General features: G+C 66.9%; 15 protein-coding genes. 5 read left to right on the top strand and 10 right to left on the bottom strand.

Translation table 11 applies throughout. The features are described from left to right. Positions 1-239: 239 nt before the first annotated feature. Entirely contained in the window at positions 240-1,712 is a 1,473-nt protein-coding gene (locus D2E24_RS07755) for a PTS transporter subunit EIIC (protein WP_125968769.1), read from the bottom strand. Positions 1,713-1,984: 272 nt separating this feature from the next. On the opposite strand from D2E24_RS07755, the gene D2E24_RS07750 reads away from it, so the two are divergent. Beyond that, entirely contained in the window at positions 1,985-2,812 is an 828-nt protein-coding gene (locus D2E24_RS07750) for a MurR/RpiR family transcriptional regulator (protein ID WP_125968768.1), read from the top strand. A gap of 20 nt (positions 2,813-2,832) precedes the next feature. Here D2E24_RS07750 and hxlB read toward each other — a convergent pair whose 3' ends face one another. Then, positions 2,833-3,390: a 6-phospho-3-hexuloisomerase gene (hxlB, locus tag D2E24_RS07745; RefSeq protein ID WP_206430950.1), complete on the bottom strand. Its 558-nt coding sequence runs from the start codon at positions 3,388-3,390 to the stop codon at positions 2,833-2,835. Positions 3,391-3,811: 421 nt separating this feature from the next. On the opposite strand from hxlB, the gene rsmI reads away from it, so the two are divergent. Then, positions 3,812-4,771 (top strand): 16S rRNA (cytidine(1402)-2'-O)-methyltransferase, encoded by a 960-nt coding sequence (rsmI, locus tag D2E24_RS07740; RefSeq protein WP_420897488.1) that lies wholly within the window; start codon positions 3,812-3,814, stop codon positions 4,769-4,771. A 62-nt stretch (positions 4,772-4,833) separates the two neighbouring features. On the opposite strand, the gene D2E24_RS07735 is transcribed toward rsmI, so the two are convergent. The 3 genes from D2E24_RS07735 to D2E24_RS07725 form a co-directional block, all read right to left on the bottom strand. Further along, a complete protein-coding gene (locus D2E24_RS07735) occupies positions 4,834-6,054 on the bottom strand; it encodes an ATP-binding protein (protein WP_125968766.1) in 1,221 nt (406 codons plus the stop codon). 119 nt (positions 6,055-6,173) lie between these two features. After that, entirely contained in the window at positions 6,174-6,557 is a 384-nt protein-coding gene (locus tag D2E24_RS10630) for a variant leucine-rich repeat-containing protein (RefSeq protein WP_241222916.1), read from the bottom strand. 100 nt (positions 6,558-6,657) lie between these two features. Beyond that, entirely contained in the window at positions 6,658-7,323 is a 666-nt protein-coding gene (locus D2E24_RS07725; RefSeq protein WP_125968765.1) for a hypothetical protein, read from the bottom strand. Between the two features lie 200 nt (positions 7,324-7,523). On the opposite strand from D2E24_RS07725, the gene D2E24_RS07720 reads away from it, so the two are divergent. The 3 genes from D2E24_RS07720 (at position 7,524) to D2E24_RS07710 (ending at position 12,183) form a co-directional block, all read left to right on the top strand. Then, complete coding sequence (locus tag D2E24_RS07720) at positions 7,524-10,028, top strand: glycoside hydrolase family 94 protein (protein ID WP_125968764.1); 2,505 nt, start codon at positions 7,524-7,526, stop codon at positions 10,026-10,028. Positions 10,029-10,353: 325 nt separating this feature from the next. Further along, positions 10,354-11,178 carry an alpha/beta hydrolase gene (locus tag D2E24_RS07715; protein WP_125968763.1) on the top strand — a complete coding sequence of 275 codons (825 nt, stop codon included), beginning with the start codon at positions 10,354-10,356 and terminating at the stop codon, positions 11,176-11,178. A gap of 204 nt (positions 11,179-11,382) precedes the next feature. Then, on the top strand, positions 11,383-12,183 hold the full coding sequence (locus D2E24_RS07710; RefSeq protein ID WP_125968762.1) for a TetR/AcrR family transcriptional regulator: 801 nt from the start codon (positions 11,383-11,385) through the stop codon (positions 12,181-12,183). Between the two features lie 11 nt (positions 12,184-12,194). On the opposite strand, the gene D2E24_RS07705 is transcribed toward D2E24_RS07710, so the two are convergent. The 5 genes from D2E24_RS07705 to D2E24_RS07685 all read right to left on the bottom strand — a co-directional run bounded on the left by D2E24_RS07705 (position 12,195) and on the right by D2E24_RS07685 (position 21,723). After that, positions 12,195-13,079, bottom strand: coding sequence for an ROK family protein (locus tag D2E24_RS07705; RefSeq protein ID WP_241222915.1), 885 nt, complete (start codon positions 13,077-13,079; stop codon positions 12,195-12,197). 322 nt (positions 13,080-13,401) lie between these two features. After that, positions 13,402-15,468, bottom strand: coding sequence for a beta-galactosidase (locus D2E24_RS07700; RefSeq protein WP_125968760.1), 2,067 nt, complete (start codon positions 15,466-15,468; stop codon positions 13,402-13,404). 60 nt (positions 15,469-15,528) lie between these two features. Next, positions 15,529-17,052 (bottom strand): glycoside hydrolase family 43 protein, encoded by a 1,524-nt coding sequence (locus D2E24_RS07695; RefSeq protein ID WP_125968759.1) that lies wholly within the window; start codon positions 17,050-17,052, stop codon positions 15,529-15,531. A gap of 137 nt (positions 17,053-17,189) precedes the next feature. Further along, the gene (yicI, locus tag D2E24_RS07690; RefSeq protein ID WP_125968758.1) at positions 17,190-19,229 is read right to left on the bottom strand and encodes an alpha-xylosidase; all 2,040 of its coding nucleotides are present in this window, start codon (positions 19,227-19,229) and stop codon (positions 17,190-17,192) included. Positions 19,230-19,569: 340 nt separating this feature from the next. Then, a complete protein-coding gene (locus D2E24_RS07685) occupies positions 19,570-21,723 on the bottom strand; it encodes a beta-glucosidase family protein (protein ID WP_125968783.1) in 2,154 nt (717 codons plus the stop codon). Positions 21,724-21,795: the final 72 nt, after the last annotated feature.

Genomic DNA, 21,795 nt, shown 5'->3' with positions numbered 1-21,795 from the left:
GCGTATGGGAAGGGGGTCGTGGCGCTGTTCACGCCACGACCCCCTTCACCGCCTATGAGCGGGCGTACGGGAGACGCCCATCGGATTCGGCCCGTTCCCGAAAGTCTTCATGCGCGCCGGAAGAGGGAACGGCTAGCAGTGCTTCCACCGACGTCCTCCATCATACGCAGCGCAGCCTCGGATTCCTTAATCGACGACGATACGAGGCCGTCCGATTTCGGGCGGCCTCGGGATTTCGGTTATGCCTTATCGTAGATATGCTTGGCGTCCGAGCGGCTCAGCACATAGGTGAACACGAATCCGGCAAGCACGGATACGGCGATGGTCACGAGGCAGAGGATGAAATTCGTCATGTCTCCGTCCGGGGCGATATAGGTGGGAGAGGTCATCAGACCCGGACCGGCCCATGCGTACTGCTTGAGGTTGACGAGCGAAGCGAACATGGCACCGACCGCGCCGCCGCACACCGATCCCAGGAAGGGACGCCCGAATTTGAGGCAGACGCCGTACAGTGCAGGTTCGGTGATGCCGAGCACCGCGGTGATGCCCGCGGATGCGGACAGCTGGCGCAGTTCGCTTCGGCTGCCGAGGAACCACACGGCGAGGGTGGCGCCGCCGATGGCGGAGTTGGCCGCAAGCGCACCCGGGCAGAAGAGGTTGTCGTAGCCGACGGAGTTCATGTAGTTCATGTTGATCGCATACACGGCCTTATCCATGCCGGTCACGATGCCGATCGGGCAGAACGCGCCCCACAACGCGCTGGCGAGGAACTTGGCGTGCGCCTGCAGCCATTGGAAGACGACGGAGAAACCGGTGCCGGCGACATAGCCGATCGGCCCCAGGACCAACAGCACGACGGGCACGGTGATCAGCATGGTGACCAGCGGCAGCAGGAAGTACTGCATGTTCTTGGGGATGATCCGCTTGAACAGGTGGAACACGACGGCCATGAACGGCACGCCGAGCATGATCGGCAGGAACGTGCCGTTGTACGACACGGTGTACACGGGGATTCCGAAGATATCGAGACCTTCGGCTCCGTTGATGGTCGAGTAGAGCAGCGACATGCCGAGCAGTGCGCCGAGGGCGGGACGAACGCCGAGCTTATCGGCGGCAGACCATCCGAGCGCGATGGGCATGAAGTAGAAGCCCGCGTTCGCGACACCGTTGAAGACCTCGACGACGCCGCTGTCCGCGTCGAGTCCGAGGAAGGTGGTGCAGATGGTGAGGAATGCCATGATCATGCCGCAGCACATGTAGATCGGGATGACCGGTCCGACGGTGCCGCCGAGGAAATCCATGACCTTACGCCCGTATCCGCTCAGCGTATCGACAAGCGATGCGGAGGAGCCGCGAGGCTTTGCCTTCCCGACTCCGACGGCGGAGGCTTCCTTGTCCTCCGATGCACCCGTCCGCTCCGAGAACTCCGCGGATTCAGCCGGCTCCGGGGCATCATCCGCGGAGTACCCCGTGATGGCGAGGAATTCGCCGTAGATGTTCTCGATGTCGGTGCCCACGACGATCTGGACCTCGCCACCGCCTATGTCACGGATGCCATAGACGCCGTCGACCGTTTCAAGGCCTTCGAGGTCCATCTTCGCTTCATCGTGGACCTGCATGCGCAGTCTGGTCGCGCAATGGGTGGCATGTTTGATGTTGCCGATCCCACCCAGATGACGCACAACGCCGTTCACCAGCGACTCGTACTCCATGAGTGCCCTCTTTTCTGTCGTATGCCCTTGGCGCGGAGTGCTTCTTCACACCCCACAATATGTAGTTTTGCTTCATAAAGCAGCATATCACACTATTCGCAGTTTTGCTACACCATTGGAAACGATGGCGAAAACACCGCCAAACGGTCCTTTTCGCAAGAGATTTACCAAACTGCAATATCAACCTAACGCCGAAAAGTACAACTACAAATCGCAAACTGGGCACTTCATGGAGTTATACTATTCATCACCGCCCAACAGAAAGGCCCATCGTGATCATCGCCGACATCAAAAGAACCTATCCGGACATGCATGGCGCGGAACGCCGCGTAGCCGACTTCATCCTCGCCCACCCCAAGCGGGTCACACAGATGAGCATGGCCGAGCTGTCTGCCGAAACCGAAACCAGCGACGCCACCGTCATGCGCGTATGCCGACGCATCAACCAGTCCGGCTTTTATCAGCTCAAGATCAACCTGGCGACCCAGACCGCGGATCTGAGCATCGCCGAGGCGTCGGGAGGCGCCGACGGAGCCCCCGAGGACGTGGTCACACTGGTGGACACCATCGCCGCCAACGTCTCCCAGCTCTCCAAGGACATCACGATGGAGCAGATTTCGGACTGCGTCGAACTGCTGGCCGGGGCGAACACGGTGTTCACCTTCGGATGGGGCAACATGGCCGCCGTCGCGGACGATTTCGCCCATCGGCTGCTCTGCTACGGCATCGACACCTTCACCAGCGCCAGCATGGAGTATCTGATGCGCAGGCTCATCCTCGCCGACGAGCATGACGTGATCGTCGTCTTCAGCCGATCCGGGGAATCCATCTACACCATCGAATGCTGTCGGATCGCCCGCCGGAACGGCGTCAAGGTCATCGCCGTCACCGGCGACGACCGGTCGACGACCGCACGGCTCGCCAATGTCGTCATCAAGACGCGCCCCGTCAGCGACGTTATCGACTGCGGATGGGGCAGCGCGTCGCATGTCTACGAACTGGTGGCCGCCGACATCCTGCTGTACTTCCTGCGCGACCGTTGTCCGGTGCACGACATGGATACGAGAAGCGAAGCCGTGCTCAGCCAGTTCAAGAACTGAGCACGACCCGAAGGCGGCGCCTATTCGAGGTTGCTGTGCCTCCGGAACATCGCCTCGCCGGTGACGCTGCGCTCCATCATGGCGAGCACCATGGCATCGCCGATCAGCAGGATGGACTGCTCGAACAGCGATGCCATCGGCTGGATGGAGGCGAATTCGCTGTCCGACTGGCGCTTGCTCGGCGCCTCGATCACGATCTCGGCATCCGCGATCTGCCCAAGGGGGGAATCCTTAGTGGCGGTGAAGAGCAGGACCTTGCCGCCGAATCCTTTGGCCTTGGTCGCCGTATCGACGAACTGCTTGGTGGCGCCCGACCCCGAGCAGATGATGAGCAGATCGTCCGGCCCGAAATTGGGGGTGTTCGTCTCGCCGAGCACATAGACCTCGCGACCCATGTGCATCAGCCGCATCACCAGCGACCGGCCGGCGAAACCTGCGCGGCCAAGCGCGTGAAGGAAGATCTTGTCGGCGTCGCCGATGAGCGCGATGGCGCGCTCCACGGCGGCCTCATCCACCGCACCGAGCGTACGTTCCAATTCCCCGAGGATGATGCGAGTGCCGTCTTTGAAGCTCATCATTGATCCTTTCCGACCGCCGTATCGTATAGACACTACAATACGGAGTTTTGCTTTTTCAAATAGCATTCAACACTTTATGCAGTTTTCCGATATTGCGACAGCACCGCAGTTTCGCCTTCATGAAATCTACACAAATCACCATCAAATCACTGCCAATCAGCGAAATACCACGTCAACAGGCCGCCAACACACCACCGTGACGCTCACCAATCACCGCCGTCAATCAACAACGTAATTCACTTTATGGAGTTTTACTACAATACGCTATGTTAGATTCTCGTTCAGAAACGACGTCGTCGACCTCAGCCCATTCCGCCGAAATCCCGGCCGGCGTCGTGCCGCCCGCGCGAAGTAGCCGGGATGCGGGATACTGGGACGCATGGTGAACGATATGGATACGAACGATACGAATGACATGACCATGCCCGCCGGCGGCTCCGACGTCCGTCCCGCCGACGATTCCGCGGACGCCGTCTCCCCCGCCCGCCGTCCGGTCGCGGTGCCGCGCGGCACGGTCGTGCTCGCGGCGACGCCGATCGGCAATGCGGGTGACGCGTCGGACCGGCTCAAGGCGCTGCTGGAGGCCGCGGACATCGTCGCGGCGGAGGATACGCGGCGGCTGTTCGACCTGGCGAACCGGCTGGGTGTGCGCGTCGGCGGGCAGGTCGTCGCCTATCACGACCACAACGAGCGCGGCAGGGCGGACGGGCTGCTCGACCGGGTCGAGACGGGCGCGACGGTGCTGGTCGTCTCCGACGCCGGCATGCCGACGATCAACGATCCGGGTCTGGCGATCGTGCGCCGCGCGATCGAACGCGGCCTGCCGGTGACGTGCGCGCCGGGACCGTCGGCGGTGCTGGACGCGCTCGCCCTGTCGGGCCTGCCGACCGACCGCTTCTGCTATGAGGGGTTCCTGCCTCGCCGGCATGCCGAGCGCGTGCAGCATCTGCGCGCCCTGCAGGCGGAGCGGCGCACGATGGTGTTCTACGAGACGCCGCATCGCATCGCCGACGCGATGGACGACCTGCTGGAGGCGTTCGGCCCGGACCGTCCGATGGCGCTGTGCCGCGAGCTGACGAAGGAGTACGAGGAGATCCGCCGCGGTCCGGTCGCGCGGATCCGTCAGGGTGTGATCGACGATGCGCCGCGCGGCGAGATCGTGCTGGTCGTCGGCGGCGCGTCCGACGAGGAGGCCGCGGCGGCCACGCCGACCGTGCTGGACGTCGACGCGCTCGCCCGGCTCGCCGTGGCGCGCGCCGACGAGGCGGGCATGCGCATCAAGGATGCGATCGCGCAGGTCGTGCAGGAGCATCCGCTGCCGGACGGCTCCCTGCCCAACCGCAAGCAGGTGTACACGGCCGTCCTCGCGATGAAGGGCTGAGTTGCGGCGGGCGGCGGATCGCTGCCGCCCGTCCGGATCTCGCCGCCGTCGCCGCCGCGCCGCTAGTCGAGCAGCCAGTCGACGAGGTTGCGTTGCAGGATGCCGGCGTGGTTGCCGTTGCCGATGCGGTCCATCGTCAGCAGCGTCTTGGGATGGTTGTCGTCGATGCGGTGCAGCGGCCGCAGCTCGCGTTCCAGCGTCCGCTCGTCCAGGACGCTCATCGACACCTGGTAGTAGTGGTCGCCGTCGGCGTCGGACGCGTAGAAGTCGATCTCGGTCGAGTCGACCTTGCCGATGCGCACCGTACGGTGGCGGCGCAGCAGTTCGAGGTAGACGACGTTCTCGATGCGATGGCCGATGTCGCCGCCGGACTTGCCGAGGAACCAGAACCGGAAGCCGGGGTCGCCCAGATAGTATTTCTCGAGCGTGCGCAGGTACGCCTTGCCTTTGATGTCGTAGCGGTCGGCGCGGAACAGCAGGTAGTTCTCGAGCATCGCCGCGATGTAGTCGCGTACGGTGTTGGGCGAGATGCCGCGCCGGGACTGCTGCATCGCGCCGGCGATGCCGGTGGCCGACGTGACGTTGCCGACGTTGTCGGCGAGGAACGCGGCGACCTCGTTGAACGCGGTCATGTCGATCTTGGGATGCCGTCGGGCGACGTCCTTGACGAGGATCGTGTTGAACACGCCGCCCAGATAGTCGGCGATGTCCTGCTCGTCGTCGAGCACGGCGGCGTACGGCAGGCCGCCGTAGGTCAGGTATCGTTCGAACGAGCGGTCGGCGGATTCGTCGGCGGGCCGGGCGGACCGGTATTCGCGGAACGACAGCGGCAGCATGCGCAGCTCCACGTACCGTCCGGTCAGGCGCGTCGCCAGTTCCCCGGACAGCATGTCGGCGTTGGAGCCGGTGATGTACAGGTCGACGTCGTCGCGCACGTACAGTCCGTCCACGGCGCGCTCGAAGTCGGCGACGTGCTGGATCTCGTCGAGGAACACGTAGTTGCGTCCCGGTGCGAGCCTGGCGACGATGTGGTCGTAGAGCGGCTTGGCCTCCAGCGGGTATTCCTCGTCCAGGCTTTCGAAGTTGATGGCGACGATGTGGCGCTCGTCCACGCCCTGTTCGAGGAGGCGGGTGCGGAACATGTCGAGCATGCGGGACTTGCCGCAGCGCCGCAGTCCCGTCACCACTTTGATGACGTCCCGGTCCTTCCACCGTTCCAGCCAACGCATGTATTGCGGACGCTCGATCACGGGTTCCTCCCATTGCTGAGGTTCGTTGCTCATCGTCGCCTCCATGTTATGTCAGTTGATTGATGATGGTGATTGAAAATCCGAAGTTTCGTCAGTTGACTGACGAAACTTCGGTTATTGGGAGGATTTCGTCAGTCAGTTGACGGATATCGTCAGGATTCGACCGAGTCGAGCAGGATGGTGAGCGCCTCGCGCACGCCCGGGCCGCCGGCCTGTGCGACGTATTCGAGCAGCGCCGCGTCGGCGGACGGGTTCGCCGGCAGCCATCGGCGCAGCTCCGGCGCGTAGCGGGCGATATGCCACAGGATCTGCGGGTCGGTGTCGGGATCGCAGGCGACGAGCGGCGTCAGCAGGATCGGCGGCCGCGGCGGAGCGCCCGGCATGCCGGACGAATCGTCCGCGAATCCCCCATCGCGACGACCCGGCGCCCCATCCGGCGACGATGCGCCGATGGCCGTCGCGCCGCCGATCGACGCCAGCCGCGGCCGGACCGCGACGTCGTCGAGCCGGCTATGCCGTCGTCTTCGCCGTGCCATGTCGACTCCTTGCCCTCCGCCCCTCCCGACCGCACGCGAAGGCGAAAACGTACTTGGGAAATACCCGATTGCCATCCGTCCCCGTCCGGCCGCACGGCCGCTACAACCGGTTGAGGCTGCGGAACATGTCGCGGGCCGCGGCGGAGCGCGGCCAGAACGGGTTGTCGTTGAGGATGGCCAGGCAGTCGTCGGGCGTGACGCGGTAGCGGTTCATCAGGTCGCCGATGAGCTCGTCGATGCGCTCGTCGCGGTCCTCCTTCTCCGGCAGCATCGCCAGGTCGCACACGGTCCGCACCGGCGTCGTGGCACGGATCTCGCCCACGGCGGTCATCTGGTCGGGCGGGCATTTGCGGTTGAAGACGCGGATATGACGGTCGTGGACCGGCATGCGGTAGTGGGAGCGGGAGATGACGTCGACGACCTGCGGGAAGTCGCCGCCCATCCACAGCCAGGCGGCGCTGCGCGCGCAGACCGTGGTGTTGCGCGGCGCGACGCCGGCCATGATCGTCGAACGGCCGTACAGGGTGTCGGCGCGTTCGCACCGGTAGCCGTTGGCGTTGTCGAGACGCCGGATGGCGCCGTATCCGGACAGGGCGCCGAGGCTGAGCGGACCGGGCAGCTCACGGTCGCCCAGCACGGGCCGTGCGGCGTGCTGCACCGCGGCGGCGCGATAGCGGGACGGGGCGGTGCGTTCGCCGGACCATTGCAGCGACGGCGGTCCGGACGCGGGCATGGGCCGCCCGGGACGTTGGTGGTTCTCAATCATGGCCCCGACCCTACTGCGCCCGTCGGCGGCTGCGCCACCGGCCGTCGTCGGATTGTGGATATGTGGACAACCGCATTGTGGATAACCCCCGTCGGCGCCATCCGACTCGCCCGGCCGCCGCCCTTATTTATAACTCTATAAATAACGTGCTATCATGGTTGGCGAGCAAGCAACGAAGCAGCAGAGAAAGGAAACCGACGATGCATTACGGCCATTTCGACGATGCAGCCCGCGAATACGTCATCGACACCCCCGCCACGCCCCTGCCGTGGATCAACTACCTGGGCAACGAGGACTTCTTCTCGTTGATCTCCAACACCGGCGGCGGCTACTCCTTCTACAAGGACGCCAAGCTGCGCCGCATCACCCGCTACCGCTACAACAACGTGCCCGCCGACACCGGCGCCCGCAACTACTACGTCACCGTGATGAACGGCTCCGGCGACGACGCCAAGCCCGTCGAGACCTTCTCCCCCACCTTCCTGCCCGCCAAGACCCCGCTCGACTCCTACACCTGCCGCCACGGCATCGGCTACACCGTGTTCGAGGCGACCAAGGCCGGCATCCGCACCAACCTGACCGCGTTCGTCCCGCTGCACACCGCGGCCGAGATCAACCGCCTCGACATCACCAACATCAACGGCGCCCCCAAGACCGTCGACGTGACCGGCTGTGTCGAATGGTGCCTGTGGAACGCGGTCGACGACTCCAGCAACTTCCAGCGCAACCTGTCCACCGGCGAGGTGGAGGTCGAGCGCGGCGACGAGTCCACCCTCCTCTACCACAAGACCGAGTTCAAGGAGCGCCGCAACCACTACGCGTTCTACGGCGTCAACGCGCCCACCGTCGGCTTCGACACGAGCCGCGACGAGTTCCTCGGCAAGTTCAACGGCTGGGACACTCCGCAGGTCATCGCCGAAGGCCACGCCCACGACTCCGTCGCCCACGGCTGGTACCCGATCGCCGCGAACCGCGTGCGCATCACCCTCGACCCGGGCGAGACCCGCACGCTCGTCTTCACGCTCGGCTACATCGAGGTCGCCGACGACGCCAAGTGGGAGGACCCGACCGACCCGGCCAAGGTCGGCATCATCAACAAGGAGCCGGCCCACGAGCTGTTCGCCCGCTTCGACTCCGCCGCCAAGGCCGACGCCGCCCTCGCCGAGCTCAAGGACTACTGGACCGGCCTGCTGAGCACCTACAGCGTCGAATCCGGCGACGACCGCCTCGACCGCATGGTCAACATCTGGCACCAGTACCAGTGCATGGTCACGTTCAACATGTCCCGCTCCGCCTCCTACTACGAGTCCGGCATGGGCCGCGGCATGGGCTTCCGCGACTCCAACCAGGACCTGCTGGGCTTCGTGCACCTCGTGCCGGAGCGCGCCCGCGAGCGCATCATCGACATCGCCTCCACCCAGATGGAGGACGGCTCCGCGTGGCACCAGTACCAGCCGCTCACCAAGAAGGGCAACGCCGACATCGGCGGCGGCTTCAACGACGACCCGCTGTGGCTGATCGCCGGCGTCAACGCCTACCTGGCCGAGACCGGCGACGCGGGCATCCTGTCCGAGCCGGTGCCGTTCAACAACGTCGAAGGCTCCGAGAAGCCGCTGCTCGAGCACCTGCGCCGCTCCGCGAACTTCACGATGACGCACCTCGGCCCGCACAGGCTGCCGCTCATCGGCCGCGCCGACTGGAACGACTGCCTCAACCTCAACTGCTTCTCGTCGACCCCGGGCGAGAGCTTCCAGACGGTCGAGAACAACGACACCGGCATCGCCGAATCCGTGTTCATCGGCGGCATGTTCGTGCTGTACGGCGGCCAGTACGCCGACATCCTCGAGCACTACGGCACCACGGTCGGCATGAGCGAGAACGAGGCGCAGGCCGAGGCCGCCGCCGTGCGCGAGGCCGTCGCCGCGATGGACGAGGCCGTGCGCACCGCCGGCTGGGACGGCGAATGGTTCGTGCGCGCCTACGACGCGTATTCGCGTCCGATCGGTTCCCACACCGACACCGAGGGCCAGATCTTCATCGAGCCGCAGGGCATGTGCGTGATGGCCGGCATCGGCCTCGAGGACGGCAAGGCGCAGGCCGCGCTGGCGTCCGTGCGCGACCGCCTGACCTGCGAGTGGGGCACCGCGATCCTGGCGCCCGCGTACTCGACGTACCGCATCGAGCTGGGCGAGATCTCCACGTATCCGCGCGGATACAAGGAGAACGGCGGCATCTTCTGCCACAACAACCCGTGGATCTCGATCGCCAACGCCGTCGCCGGCAACGACGAGGAGGCGTTCGCCGTGTACCGCCGCAACTGCCCGGCGTGGCTGGAGGACAAGTCGGAGATCCGCAAGGTGGAGCCGTACGTGTACTGCCAGATGGTCGCCGGCCCGGAGTCGGCGCTGCCGGGCGAGGGCAAGAACTCGTGGCTGACCGGCACCGCCGCATGGACGTTCGTCGACGTGTCGCAGTATCTGCTGGGCGTCCGTCCGACGCTCGACGGTCTGCTGATCGAGCCGCATCTGCCGGCCGAGTACAACGACCTGACCGTCACCCGCGTCTACCGCGGCGTCACCTACCGCATCGCGATGCACCGCACCGGCGAGCGCACGCTGACGGTGGACGGCGCCCCGGTCGCCGGCAACGTCGTGCCGGTGCCGGCCGACGGCGTCGAGACCGTCGACGTAGCCGTCACCTTCTGACGGCCGTCGCCGTCGCGGCGCCCGCAGCGTCGCAATCCGTACCGAATCCACCGACCATGTACGGATTGCGACGCGGGACGGCCGTCCAGCGTCGTAATCCGTAAGGAATCGGCCGACCGTATGCAGGTTACGACGCAAATCGGCCGGACAGCGTCGTAATCCGTATGAATTCAGCCAATCGTGTGCGGATTGCGACGCAAGACGGCAGTCCAGCGTCGTAATCTGCATACGACGGGCAGTCCGTATGCGGATTGCGACGCGGACGTGGCGGCGGCGCGGCGTCACCCGCCCGAGACGGACCAATCGAACACGAAAAGGATCGCTTATGCAGTACATCGAACGTACGATCAGAGGCATCGACGGCAGCGAGGCGCGCTTCGTCGGCTACGTCATCGACAATTCGCCCGAGGTCGACATGGAGCGTCGCCGACCGGCCGTGCTGGTCATTCCGGGCGGCGGCTACGAGATGACGTCCGACCGCGAGGCCGAGCCGATCGCGCTCAGGTTCGTCGCCGAAGGCCACCACGCGTTCGTCCTGCGCTACTCGGTCAAGCCGAGCGTCTACCCGACCGCCCTGTGCGAGGCGGCCGAGGCGATGCGCATGATCCGCACGCACGCCGACGAATGGCACGTCGACCCCGATCGCATCGCCGTCATCGGCTTCTCCGCCGGCGGCCATCTGGCGGCCAACCTCGCCACGACGGCCGGCGACGACGACCTGGCCGCGCACGGCTACGACGCCGACGCGGTGCGTCCGGACGCGCTGATGCTCGCCTACCCGGTCGTCACGTCCGGCCCGCTCGCCCACCGCGGCAGCTTCGACGCGCTGCTCGCCGACGGCCGCAGCGACGACCCGACGTGGCTGGAGAAGCTGTCGATCGAGAAGCACATCGACGCGAAGACGCCGCCGGTGTTCGTCTGGCATACGATGCCCGACGACTGCGTGCCGGTCGAGAACACGCTGATGCTCGTCGCCGCGTGCAAGGCCGCCGGCGTGAGCGTCGAGGCGCACCTGTACCCCGAAGGGGGACACGGACTGGCGCTGGGCACGCTGGAGACCGCGTGGGAGGCGAACCCGGCGTGCGTGTTCGAGGCGGTCCAGTCGTGGCCGGACCTCGCGGCGCGCTGGCTGCGCCGCACGTTCGCCTGACGCCATGCGTGCGCCCCGCCGGTCCGGCGTGACGGGACCCGATCCCGGCGTAACGGACGGCGGGGCGCATCCCCATCGGCGATGTATCATGCTTACCGGCGGCACCGTGCTGCCGGCGCACATCGGCATGACCGACCGCGCCGACGGCGGCGACGCCGCACGAAGGCGGCATCATCCGGTCCGCCGACATCCAAGGAGGGAACAATGACGCTCGCGGCATGGGAACGCTTTCTCGACGACCAGGACAGCTGGCCGGCGGCGTCGCGCGCCACCGAACAGACCACCGCGCGCGACACGACCTCGGCCACCACGTTCGTCAAACGCAAGCGCATGAGCCCCGAGGAGCGGCACCTGCAGATCATGCAGGCGGCCGTCAAGGTCCTCGCCGTCAAGGGATTCTGGGGCATGTCGCTGCAGGACATCGCCGACGAGATCGGCATCACCGAGGCGGCGCTCTACCATTACATCAACTCGAAGAACGACCTGCTGTACGCCGTCCTCTCCGAAGGCTACGACACCCCCGACGCCGACGAGTACAACGCCTCCACCGCGCTCGTCACCGACACGGACGGACACCGCGTCTACTATTTCCCGCGCTACTGCCTCAACATCGTGCTCTACAACCTGCAGCGCCCCGAAATGGTGCAGCTGTTCTCGATGCTCAACGGCGAGGCGCTCAACCCCGAGCATCCCGCCCACGACTTCTTCATCGGCCGTCATCTGCGCAACTGGGAGCAGGTCGGCTCGATGGACTGGGTGCTGCCCGAAGGCTACGACGAGGAACGCTTCTACCACCTGTACACGCTCGCGATGAGCGCGATGGACGGGCTGCAGTACCGCTGGCTCGCCGACCATTCCGTCAACCTGCTCGAGGAGTGGCTCGCGTTCTGCGACGAGATGTTCCCCGAAGCCCAGTGGGCCGGATTCCGCGATCCGTCGGAGTACGATCCGTCCGCCGTCCCCTGCCTCAGGCCGCTGACGCTGCAGGCGCGCGAATCGGCGTAGCCGACCGCCCGCTACGACGCCCGCTGCGCCGTCACGAACGCGTAGTACGCGCCCAGCAGGCCGGCGTTCGCCGTATGACGGCAGCGTTTGACCGGCGTGCGGAAGTACTTCCACTCGGGGTGCGCTTCGAGCAGGTTCTGGATCAGCGGCAGGAACGCGAGCTCCTGGCCGAGCGTGCCACCCACCAGAATGCATTCGGGGTCCACGGTCGCGATCACGTTGAAGATGCACGCGGCCACGTACCGCCCCCACTCCTCGACCACGCCGCGCACGCCCGGATCCTCCAGCCGGCGCAGCAGGCTCGACGGGACGACCGTTTCGGCGGCCACGCCGAACTCCTCCGCATAGCGGGCCGACAGGGATTCGGTGGAGATGTACTCGTGGAGCGTCCGGCAGCCGGCCGCCTCGTAGTTGGTGATCATCATGCCGATCTCGCCGGCGCGCCATTCGCGGCCGTGGCGGATGCGGCCGTCGAGGAACAGCGAGCCGCCCACGCCGGTGTCGGTGACGGTGATGAGCGCGAAATCGTCGATCTTCTGCGCGTTGCCGGCGTACCGTTCGGCGAGCGCCGCGCAGTTGGCGTCGTTCTCCATGCGGATCGGCACGTCGAAGCGCAGTCGCGAGGCGATCTCATCGGCGACCGGCTGGCGATACAGCGCCTTGATCGGACCGCCGGTGACGGCCGTGTTCCGTCTGACGTCGACGAAGCCGGGCATCGAGATCGCGATGCCGTCGTAGGGAGTGCGCGCGTATGCCTGTTCGGCGATGCGCGCGACCGCGTCGTAGAACGCCTCGGCGCTGTCCACCGGGGTCGAGATCGCGGCCGTCTGCCGCAATGTTCCGTTCGTCGCCAACGCGTATCGGGTGAAGTTGTAGCCCACGTCGAGCGTGAACACGGTTGCTCCCGTTTGGCCGTTCCCCGATTCCGAGGCCGGCCCGTCCGGCCGTCCGGTGTGCTGCCCAACCACCATGTCGTAGCTCCCATCGATCGTTCATGTGTCCGGCGGGCGTCGCCGGCCCGGCCCTCCACAGCCCGTCCGCGACGTCGTCGCCGTGCGGCGTTCCGCGCGACCCCTCACCGCCGAAGCGCGTCATCCGCCACGGGGTTCAGTATATCGCGACGAAGACGCTGTCAATGGTCCGATAGATAGGATCCGGCCGGCCCTCTTCGGGTCGGCCGGATCAGTCGAATCCGTCGGATCATTCGGTTCGGTCGGTTCAGTCGGCGGCCTCGCACACGACGACCTGGTACGGGGCCAGGTCGGCCGTGTCGCCGAGTTCGCCGCCGCCGAGCAGGTCGGCGCGGCCGTGCAGGCAGGCAGGCAGTGCGACGTGCTGCGCGTCGTCGGTCATGTTGAGCACGATCGCGAACGTGCGGCCGTCGTCGGCGTGGCGGAACGCGATCTCGACGCCGTCGGGCGTGGCGATCGGCGTGAGCCCGGCGTCGGCGATCAGCGGTTCGGCGAACGCGTCCATGCCGGCCTCGTCGAGCGGCGTGCCCACGTAGTAGACGCGGCCGTCGCCGCGCTCGTTGACGGTCAGTGCGGGCGTGCCGGCGTAGAATCCGTCGCCGCCGTACGTAGCGAGCGCCCGCGCGCCCTCCAGATGCATGATGCTGGCGACGACCTCGCCGGCCGCGGCGGCGCCGTCGGCCTCGGCACCGTCGAAGACGACGGGGATCGTCTCGCCGGGGGCAAGCGCGTCGATCTCCTCGGCCCACACGCCGGCCATCTCGCGGAACGGTCCGGGGTAGCCGCCGGGGACGACCAGATCGTGCTCGTCGTGGATGCCGGCCATGTAGCCGGTGACGAAGCGGCCGCCGCCGCGCACATACGCGTCGACCGCGTCGGCGACGCCCGGCTTGACGACGATCATCGCCGGCGCGACGACGACCGCGTACTTGGCGAGCTCGTCGGCGCCCGTCGTGCTGGCGATCACGTCGACGGCGATGTTGCGCTTGTTGAACGCGCGGTAGAAGCGGTGCACCTCCTCCGGGTAGGCGAATCCGGCGGTGGGACCGACGCAGCCTTCGAGCGACCAGTAGCTGTCCCAGTCGAACATGACGGCGACTCGGGCGCGCACCTCGGAGCCCATGAGCGCCGGCGCGGCCTTCGCGAGGTTCTCCCCCAGCGCGGCGGTCTCACGGAACACGCGCGACCGCTCGGTGCCGTCATGGGCGATGACGGCGCCATGGAAGCGTTCGCAGCCGCCGATGGACTGGCGCATCTGGAAGAACTGCACGGTGTCGGCGCCGTGGGCGACGGCCTGCCAGCTGAGCGCGGCGACCTCGCCGGGGCGCTTGACCTTGCAGAACGGGAACCAGTTCTGCTGGTTGGGGGTCTGTTCCATGAGCATGAACGGCTTGCCGCCGCCCACGCCGCGCATGAGGTCGTGGTTGAGGGCGACGCGGCTGGACGGCATGCCCATGCCCGGGTAGTTGTCCCAGCTGACGACGTCCATCTCGCGGCCCCACGCGAAGTAGTCGAGGTCCTTGAACGTGCCCATCAGGTTCGTGGTGATCGGCGTGGCCGCGTCGTGCTCGCGCACGGCGTCGCGCTCGTTGACGAAGCAGGCGAGCTGCGAGTCGTTCTGGAAGCGGCGGTAGTCCATCATGAGGCCGGAGATGACGCTCTTCTTGAGGTCCCAGTCGCTGCCGATGCCATCGCCCATCTCGACCGGCGGCACCACGTCGGCCCAGTCGACGATCGTGTGGCTCCAGAAGTTCGCGCACCACGCGCGGTTGAGCGCCTCGACGGTGCCGTACTTGGCGCGCAGCCACTCGCGGAACGCTTCGGCGCACGTCTCGCAGTAGCACAAGCCGCCGCCACCGCCGTACTCGTTGCCGATGTGCCAGGCCTTGAGACCGGGCGTGCCGGCGTAGCGTTCGGCGATGCGGCCGGCGAGTTCGCGCGACAGACGGCGGAAGACGGCCGAGTTGGGACAGAAGTTGTGGCGTCCGCCGAACACGCGGCGGCGTCCGTCGAACGTGGTGCGGATCGTCTCGGGGTGGGTGCGCACGAGCCATGCGGGCAGGGCGGCGGTGCCGGTGGCGAGCACGATGTTGAAATCGTGCTTCACCAGCAGGTTCACGATGTTGTCGAGCGTGGTGAAGTCGTAGGTGGTGTCGTCGCGCTGGAGCAGCGTCCACGAGAACACGTTGATCGTGGCCTCGTTGATGTGCGCGTGCTCGAGCATCTCGATGTCATGCTCCCAGGTCTCCTCGGGCCACTGTTCGGGGTTCCAGTCGCCTCCGAACAGGAACGTGTCGAACATGGGTTGCGTCATGCGGGTCTCCTTCGTCGTTGTCGTCGTTGGGTGGGATTCGGGTCGTATGATGGCCGCCGGTCAGACGTCGTAGCGTGCTCCGGCGTAGACGACGGTGCCGTCGCCGTGCGCGTACACGCCCATCAGGATGCCGGTGAAGCCGCCGGCGTGCACGAAGCTCAGCACCTTGCCGGGCGCGAATCCCAGGTCGACGCCGTCGGCCTCGAAGCGGTAGCCGGATTCGTCCCCGCGCACGGCCAGTCGGATCGGCTTGCCGGCGGGTACGTCGGCCGTGCCGACGACGGCGGTCAGGCCGGCGTCGTGCACGCGCGCCTCGACGTGCACCGTGTCGGCGGCCTCGTCGGCGGCGGCGACGGCGATCTCCAGCCAGTGCTCCGCGTTCGCGTACACGGCGACGCCGGTCTCGCCGGAGCGCAGCGCACGCGCGTCGACGAGCGTCGCGCCGAACGTGCAGCGGAAGTCGGTCTGCCGTGTGCCGACCATCGACGGACCATGCTCGAGTGCGAAATCCTGCGTCGTGGCGCGGATGGTGACGGTCGCGCCGTTGTGGTCGGCGAGCGTGCCGTCCGCGTGCGGGATCGGCTGTCCGTCGACGGCGAAGCGGCCGTCGGCGTCGATCGACGGCGTGATCCACGCGACGTCGGATTCGAGCGATTCGCCGCAGCCGTTGAGCGCGCAGTCGTACGACTGGTCGGCGATCGCCGGCCAGCCGTCCTTCCAGTCGAACCAGACGGCGTACGGTTCGCGGCCGAGCCAGCCCTGCGCCGGGTAGGCGTCGTTGTTGCGCGTGCCGTGGAACACCATGAGCGTGCGGTCGGCGTCGAAGTGCGCGCAGTCGCAGTGGCCGATCGCCTGCAGCGTCAGATGCGTGGAACGGTTGGTGATGACCGGGTTGCCCGGGTACATCTCATACGGACCGAACGGGTCGTCGGCGCGCGCGATGTTCTCCATATGACCGGATTCGGTGCCGCCCTCGGCCCACATCAGATAGTAGCGGCCGTCGCGCTTGTACAGGTGCGGGCCCTCCGGATTCGACCCGGTGATGCCGCCGCAGATGCGCCGGCGCTTCGTGAGCACCGTGCCGGTCGCCACGTCGATCTTCGACAGGTAGATGCCGGCCGGCTCGCGCTCGCCGTTCTCGTCCGGCTCGCCGCCCTCGTTGCCGCAGATGTACACCGTGCCGTCGTCGTCGAAGAACAGGCTCGGGTCGATGCCGGGCCATCCCTCGACCCAGATCGGGTCGGACCAGCCGTCGTGCGGGTCGGCGGACGTCAGGATCATGTTGCCCTTGTTGACGTTCGTGACGATCAGATAGTACAGGCCGCCGTGCCAGCGCAGCGTCGGCGCGTAGATGCCCTGGTTGTTGCCCATCGTCTCGTACGGGAACTGGGACGGGCGGTTCATCGCGTCGCCGATCTTATGCCAGTGCATGCCGTCCTCGGATTCGAGGACCGGCATGCCGGGAAAGTATTCGAACGAGCTGTTGACCATGTAGTAGCCGCCTTCGGGGCGCTCGCAGATGGTCGGGTCGGGGTGGAAGCCGGACGCGATGCGCCGCGCCGGCATGCAGTTGAACAGGGTCATATGGTGGGCTCTTTTCGGTGTCGTCGCCTCGGTGGTGCGGGGACGGGGTGATGCGGGGTGATGCGGGGTGATGCGGGCCAATACGAGGCCGGCTCCCCTCGATCGGCGATCGGGGGGAGCCGGCTGCAGGGTCACGGTCAGGCGTTCAGCGGATCGGCGCCCGGGCGGACCAGGACGGGCAGGGTGTGGTAGTCGTACTGCTCGACGTACCAGCGGCCCGGCTCGTAGGTCCTGCCGGTGAGCAGGTTGGCCCACGCCTCGCCGGCATGGTCGCCGCCGGCGTCCGGCACGTAGAAGCGGGCGGTGCCGTCCTCGGAGAACACCGGGGCCACGAGCAGGTCGTCGCCCAGCATGTACTGGGTGTCGATGTCCTCGCAGGCCGGGTCGTCCGGGAATTCGAGCACCATCGCGCGCATCATCGGCACGCCGGTCTCGTGGGTGACGTGCATCTGCTGGACCAGGTACGGCTTGAGGCGCAGCTTGAGCTCGGTGAACTCGCGGGACACCTCGACCGCCTCGTCGCCGTACAGCCACGGCACCTTGTACTCGGTGGAGCCGTGGTAGCGGGAGTGGGACGACAGCAGGCCGAACTGGGTCCAGCGCTTGAACAGGTCCGGGGTCGGCTTGTCCTCGAAGCCGGCGATGTCGTGGCTCCAGTAGCCGAAGCCGGACATGCCGAAGCTCAGGCCGGCGCGCAGGGATTCGGCCATCGACGGGTAGTTGGACGAGCAGTCGCCGCCCCAGTGGACCGGGAACTGCTGGCCGCCGACGGTGGCGGAGCGGGCGAACAGGATCGCCTCGTCCTCGCCCTTGGTCTCGACGAGCACGTCGTACACGGCCTTGTTGTACAGGTACGTGTAGTAGTTGTGCATGAGCTCCGGATCGGAGCCGTCGTAGTACTGGACGCCCTCGGTGGGGATGCGCTCGCCGAAGTCGGTCTTGAAGCAGTCGACGCCCTGCTCGACGAGGTGGCGCAGCTTGTCCTGGTACCACTTGGTCGCCTCGGGGTTGGTGAAGTCGACGATGGCCATGCCGGCCTGCCACTTGTCCCACTGCCAGACGTCGCCGTCGGTGGTCTTGATGAAGTAGCCCTTCTTCGCGCCCTCCTCGAACAGTGGGGACTTCTGGCCGATGTAGCTGTTGATCCACACGCACACCTTGAGGCCGCGGTCATGCAGCTTCTTGAGCAGGCCTTCCGGATCCGGGAACTTGTCGGCGTCCCACTCGAAGTTGCACCATTCGAGCTCCTTCATCCAACGGCAGTCGAAGTGGAACACGGACAGCGGGATGTTGCGCTCGGCCATGCCGTCGACGAACTCCATGACGGTGTTCTCGTCGTAGTCGGTGGTGAAGGAGGTGCTCAGCCACAGGCCGTAGCTCCAGTCCGGCACCAGCGGCGGCCTGCCGGTCATGTCGGTGTAGGCGCCCAGGATCGACTTGAGGTCCTTGCCGCCGATGACGGAGTAGGTCATCTCCTCGCCCGGCACGGAGAACTGCACGCGGGACACCTTCTCGGAGCCGACCTCGAAGCCGACCTTGCCCGGGTTGTTGACGAACAGGCCGTAGCCCTTGTTGGACAGGTAGAACGGGATGTTCTTGTACGCCTGCTCGGTGCCGGTGCCGCCGTCCTCGTTCCAGATCTCGACGCTCTGGCCGTTCTTGACGAAGTTGGTGAAGCGCTCGCCGAGGCCGTAGATCTTCTCGCCGACGCCCAGGTCGAGCTGCTCGGAGACGTGCAGGCGGCCCTCGTCGTCGGTGACGAGCGCCTTGGCGCGCCAGCCGGAGTGGGCGACGACCTTGCCGTCGTACGTGTAGGTGAAGTCGATGGAGTCGCCCTTGGCGATGTGCAGGACGAGCTTGCCGGAGGTGAAGGTCCACTCGTCGTCGGTCTCGGCGATCCGGACGTCCGGGTCGGCGTCGTTGACGGCGAAGGTCGGGCAGTGGCTGCGGTCCTTCTTGAAGTTGATGAGACGGGTGGTGATGACGTCCTCGCGCGGGGAGGTGACCTCGATGGTGAGGATGCCGCCGTCGAGCGTCTGGCCCGGGTGGTGGATGGCCACGCCGAACGGGCAGAAGAGGGTCAGCTTCTTCGGCTCGGTGTTCGCCACGTACACGTTGGCAGCGTACTTGACGTCGAAGCCGTCCTTGATCAGCCAGCCGCCATTGAGGAATTTCATGGATTGCTCCTTTGCATCGGTGACGTCGGCCCGTCGCGGGGCCGCTCCCCCGCGTTCGGTTGCGTGGGGAGGTCCGTTCCGGACCCGGCCGCGCCGATCGGCGACAGCCCGTCCTTCTTCTTATTTATAAGTTTATAAATAGCAATTTCCGACACGCCGACGACGTTGAAAATACGGTCGTCCCCACCGGTTCCGTCATCGCGGACGACGGGGACGATCATATAACGGCGACGCCGACGCCGGACGGCGGACCGGTCGGAACCGACCAGCCGGCCGGCGCGCGACGGCACGCACCGCGTGCGCGCGACGCACGATCGCGCGCGCTGGACGACGCGCGTCGTCAGTCCACGCGGCCCGTCAGACGCACGTCATGCACCGACTCGCCGACCGCGACCGTCGCCGCCGGGGCGAGCGCATACGCACCCTCGCCGTTCGACCAGTAGCGCAGCGCCTTCGCGACCGGCATCGCGACCGTCACCTGACGGCGCTCGCCCGGCTCCAGCGCGACCTTCTCGAAGCCCCTGAGCTCGCGCACCGGACGGTTCTCGCCGGTGCCCTCCAGACCGAGGTACACCTGCGGCACGGCCTTGCCGGCGCGATCGCCCGTGTTCTCCACGGTGAACGAGACGCGGATCTCGTCGTCGACGCGGCGCACGTCGAGGTCGCCGTAGGCGAACGTCGTGTAGCTCAGGCCGTGGCCGAACGGGAAGCGCACCGGCACGTCGCGCGTCTCGTAGTGGCGGTAGCCGACGTACACGTCCTCGTCGTAGCGCACGTGCAGGCCGGGACCGAACGTGCCGATCGAATGCGCCGGGCAGTCCTCGAGCGCGATCGGGAACGTCTCCGGCAGGTGGCCGCTCGGGTTGACGCGGCCCAGCAGCGTCTCGGCGAGCGCCGTGCCGGATTCGCAGCCGTTGTACCAGTTCCACACGATGGCCTTGGCGCGCTCGGCCCACGGCATCTCGACCGGGGAACCGGCCACGAACACGAGGACCGTGTCGGGGGCGGCGTCGAGGAGCGCCTCGATGAGCTCGTCCTGGCCGTACGGCAGGCGCATGTCGTCGCGGTCGCGGCCTTCGAGGTCGTGCTCGTGGTCGAGGCCGCCGATGAAGACGACCGGGTCGCCGGCGGCCGCGTACTCGCGGGCGAGGGCGACGGCCTCGTCGCGCAGTTCGGCGGCGCGCTGCGCGTCGTGCGCGTCGTCGCCGACGGAGTTCTCGAGGCTCTCCTCCTGCCACGAGTCGTCCTGGACGACCTGCTTGGCGTCGTAGCCGAGCGCGTATTCGATGGCGACGTTGCCGCCGAGCCGGCCGTTGAGGCCGAGCAGCGGCGTCACCTCGTGCAGCGCCTTGATGACGGCGCTGCCGCCGCCGTTGGAGTGGATGCGGTCGGCGTTGGCGCCGACGACGAGGATGCGGCGGGTCGCGGTCTCGTCGATCGGCAGCACGGGCGTGCCGTCGGCGCCCGGCTCGTTCTTGAGCAGCACGATGGATTCGCGCGCCACGTCGAGCGCCTTGGCGGCGTGCTCGAGCGTCGCGTACGAGCCGGCCTTGCGCGCGGGCTTGGCGCCGTCGGCGTCGGGGAGCATGTGCAGGGCGTCCATGACGGCCAGCACGCGCAGGGCCTTCACGTCGACGTCGGATTCGGCGACCTCGCCGGCGGCGATGGCGCGGCGCAGCGGGTTGGCGAAGTAGTATTCGTCGAAGTTCGGCGTGACCGACATCTCGACGTCGAGGCCGACCTGGGCGCTCTCCTTGGTGCGTTTGACGGCGCTCCAGTCGGAGACGACGAAGCCGTCGAAGCCCCATTCGCCGCGCAGGATGTCGTCGAGCAGACGCTTGGATTCGCAGCACTGCTCGCCGTTGACGAGGTTGTAGGCGCCCATGATGGACAGGGTGCCGCCGTCCTTGACGGCCGCCTCGAACGCGGGCAGGTAGATCTCGCGCAGGGCGCGCTCGCCGATGGTCTCGTCGACTTCGAGGCGGTCGGTCTCCTGGCTGTTGGCCGCGTAGTGCTTGGCGCAGGCGGCGACGTCGGATTCCTGGACGCCCTGGATGTAGGCGACGCCCTGTTCGGCGGCGAGGTACGGGTCCTCGCTCATGTATTCGAAGTTGCGGCCGCACAGGGGGCTGCGCTTGATGTTGATGGACGGGCCGAGGATGACGTCCTTGCCGCGGCCGCGCGCCTCCTCGCCGAGGATCTCGCCGACGGTGCGGGCGAGCCCGCGGTTCCAGGTGGAGGCGACGGCGGAGCCGGACGGCAGGTAGGTGACGCGGTCGCGCGTGTTCCACAGCGGCATCCAGTTGTCGTTGTGCAGTTCCTCGCGCGGTCCCATCGGACCGTCGTCCATGTGGAAGTAGGGGACGCCGACGCGCGGCGCGGCGCCGGAGCGGAACAGTCCGGCGGCGTGGATGATGTCGACCTTCTCGTCGAGCGTCAGCTCGTCGAGGATGGCCCGGGCCTTGGCCTTGTTGGCTTCGGTGATGACGGTCATGTTGTCCTTCTCCTGATGGTTCTTGCGTGGTGTGCGGTCGGCGCGCGTCGTCACGCGCCGACCGCGTCGGCG

Source organism: Bifidobacterium samirii (assembly GCF_003952945.1).
Classification (GTDB): Bacteria; Actinomycetota; Actinomycetes; order Actinomycetales; family Bifidobacteriaceae; genus Bifidobacterium; species Bifidobacterium samirii.
The sequence above is the reverse complement of the archived record's forward strand: the minus strand, read 5'-3'. Positions and strand labels throughout refer to the sequence as shown.

Coding starts and splice junctions, on each gene's coding strand:
- D2E24_RS07755 (WP_125968769.1), bottom strand. CDS start 1,712: ATGGAGTACGAGTCGCTGGTGAACGGCGTTGTGCGTCATCTGGGTGGG.
- hxlB (WP_206430950.1), bottom strand. CDS start 3,390: ATGATGAGCTTCAAAGACGGCACTCGCATCATCCTCGGGGAATTGGAA.
- rsmI (WP_420897488.1), top strand. CDS start 3,812: ATGCCCGCCGGCGGCTCCGACGTCCGTCCCGCCGACGATTCCGCGGAC.
- D2E24_RS07735 (WP_125968766.1), bottom strand. CDS start 6,054: ATGAGCAACGAACCTCAGCAATGGGAGGAACCCGTGATCGAGCGTCCG.
- D2E24_RS10630 (WP_241222916.1), bottom strand. CDS start 6,557: ATGGCACGGCGAAGACGACGGCATAGCCGGCTCGACGACGTCGCGGTC.
- D2E24_RS07725 (WP_125968765.1), bottom strand. CDS start 7,323: ATGATTGAGAACCACCAACGTCCCGGGCGGCCCATGCCCGCGTCCGGA.
- D2E24_RS07720 (WP_125968764.1), top strand. CDS start 7,524: ATGCATTACGGCCATTTCGACGATGCAGCCCGCGAATACGTCATCGAC.
- D2E24_RS07715 (WP_125968763.1), top strand. CDS start 10,354: ATGCAGTACATCGAACGTACGATCAGAGGCATCGACGGCAGCGAGGCG.
- D2E24_RS07710 (WP_125968762.1), top strand. CDS start 11,383: ATGACGCTCGCGGCATGGGAACGCTTTCTCGACGACCAGGACAGCTGG.
- D2E24_RS07700 (WP_125968760.1), bottom strand. CDS start 15,468: ATGACGCAACCCATGTTCGACACGTTCCTGTTCGGAGGCGACTGGAAC.
- D2E24_RS07695 (WP_125968759.1), bottom strand. CDS start 17,052: ATGACCCTGTTCAACTGCATGCCGGCGCGGCGCATCGCGTCCGGCTTC.
- yicI (WP_125968758.1), bottom strand. CDS start 19,229: ATGAAATTCCTCAATGGCGGCTGGCTGATCAAGGACGGCTTCGACGTC.
- D2E24_RS07685 (WP_125968783.1), bottom strand. CDS start 21,723: ATGACCGTCATCACCGAAGCCAACAAGGCCAAGGCCCGGGCCATCCTC.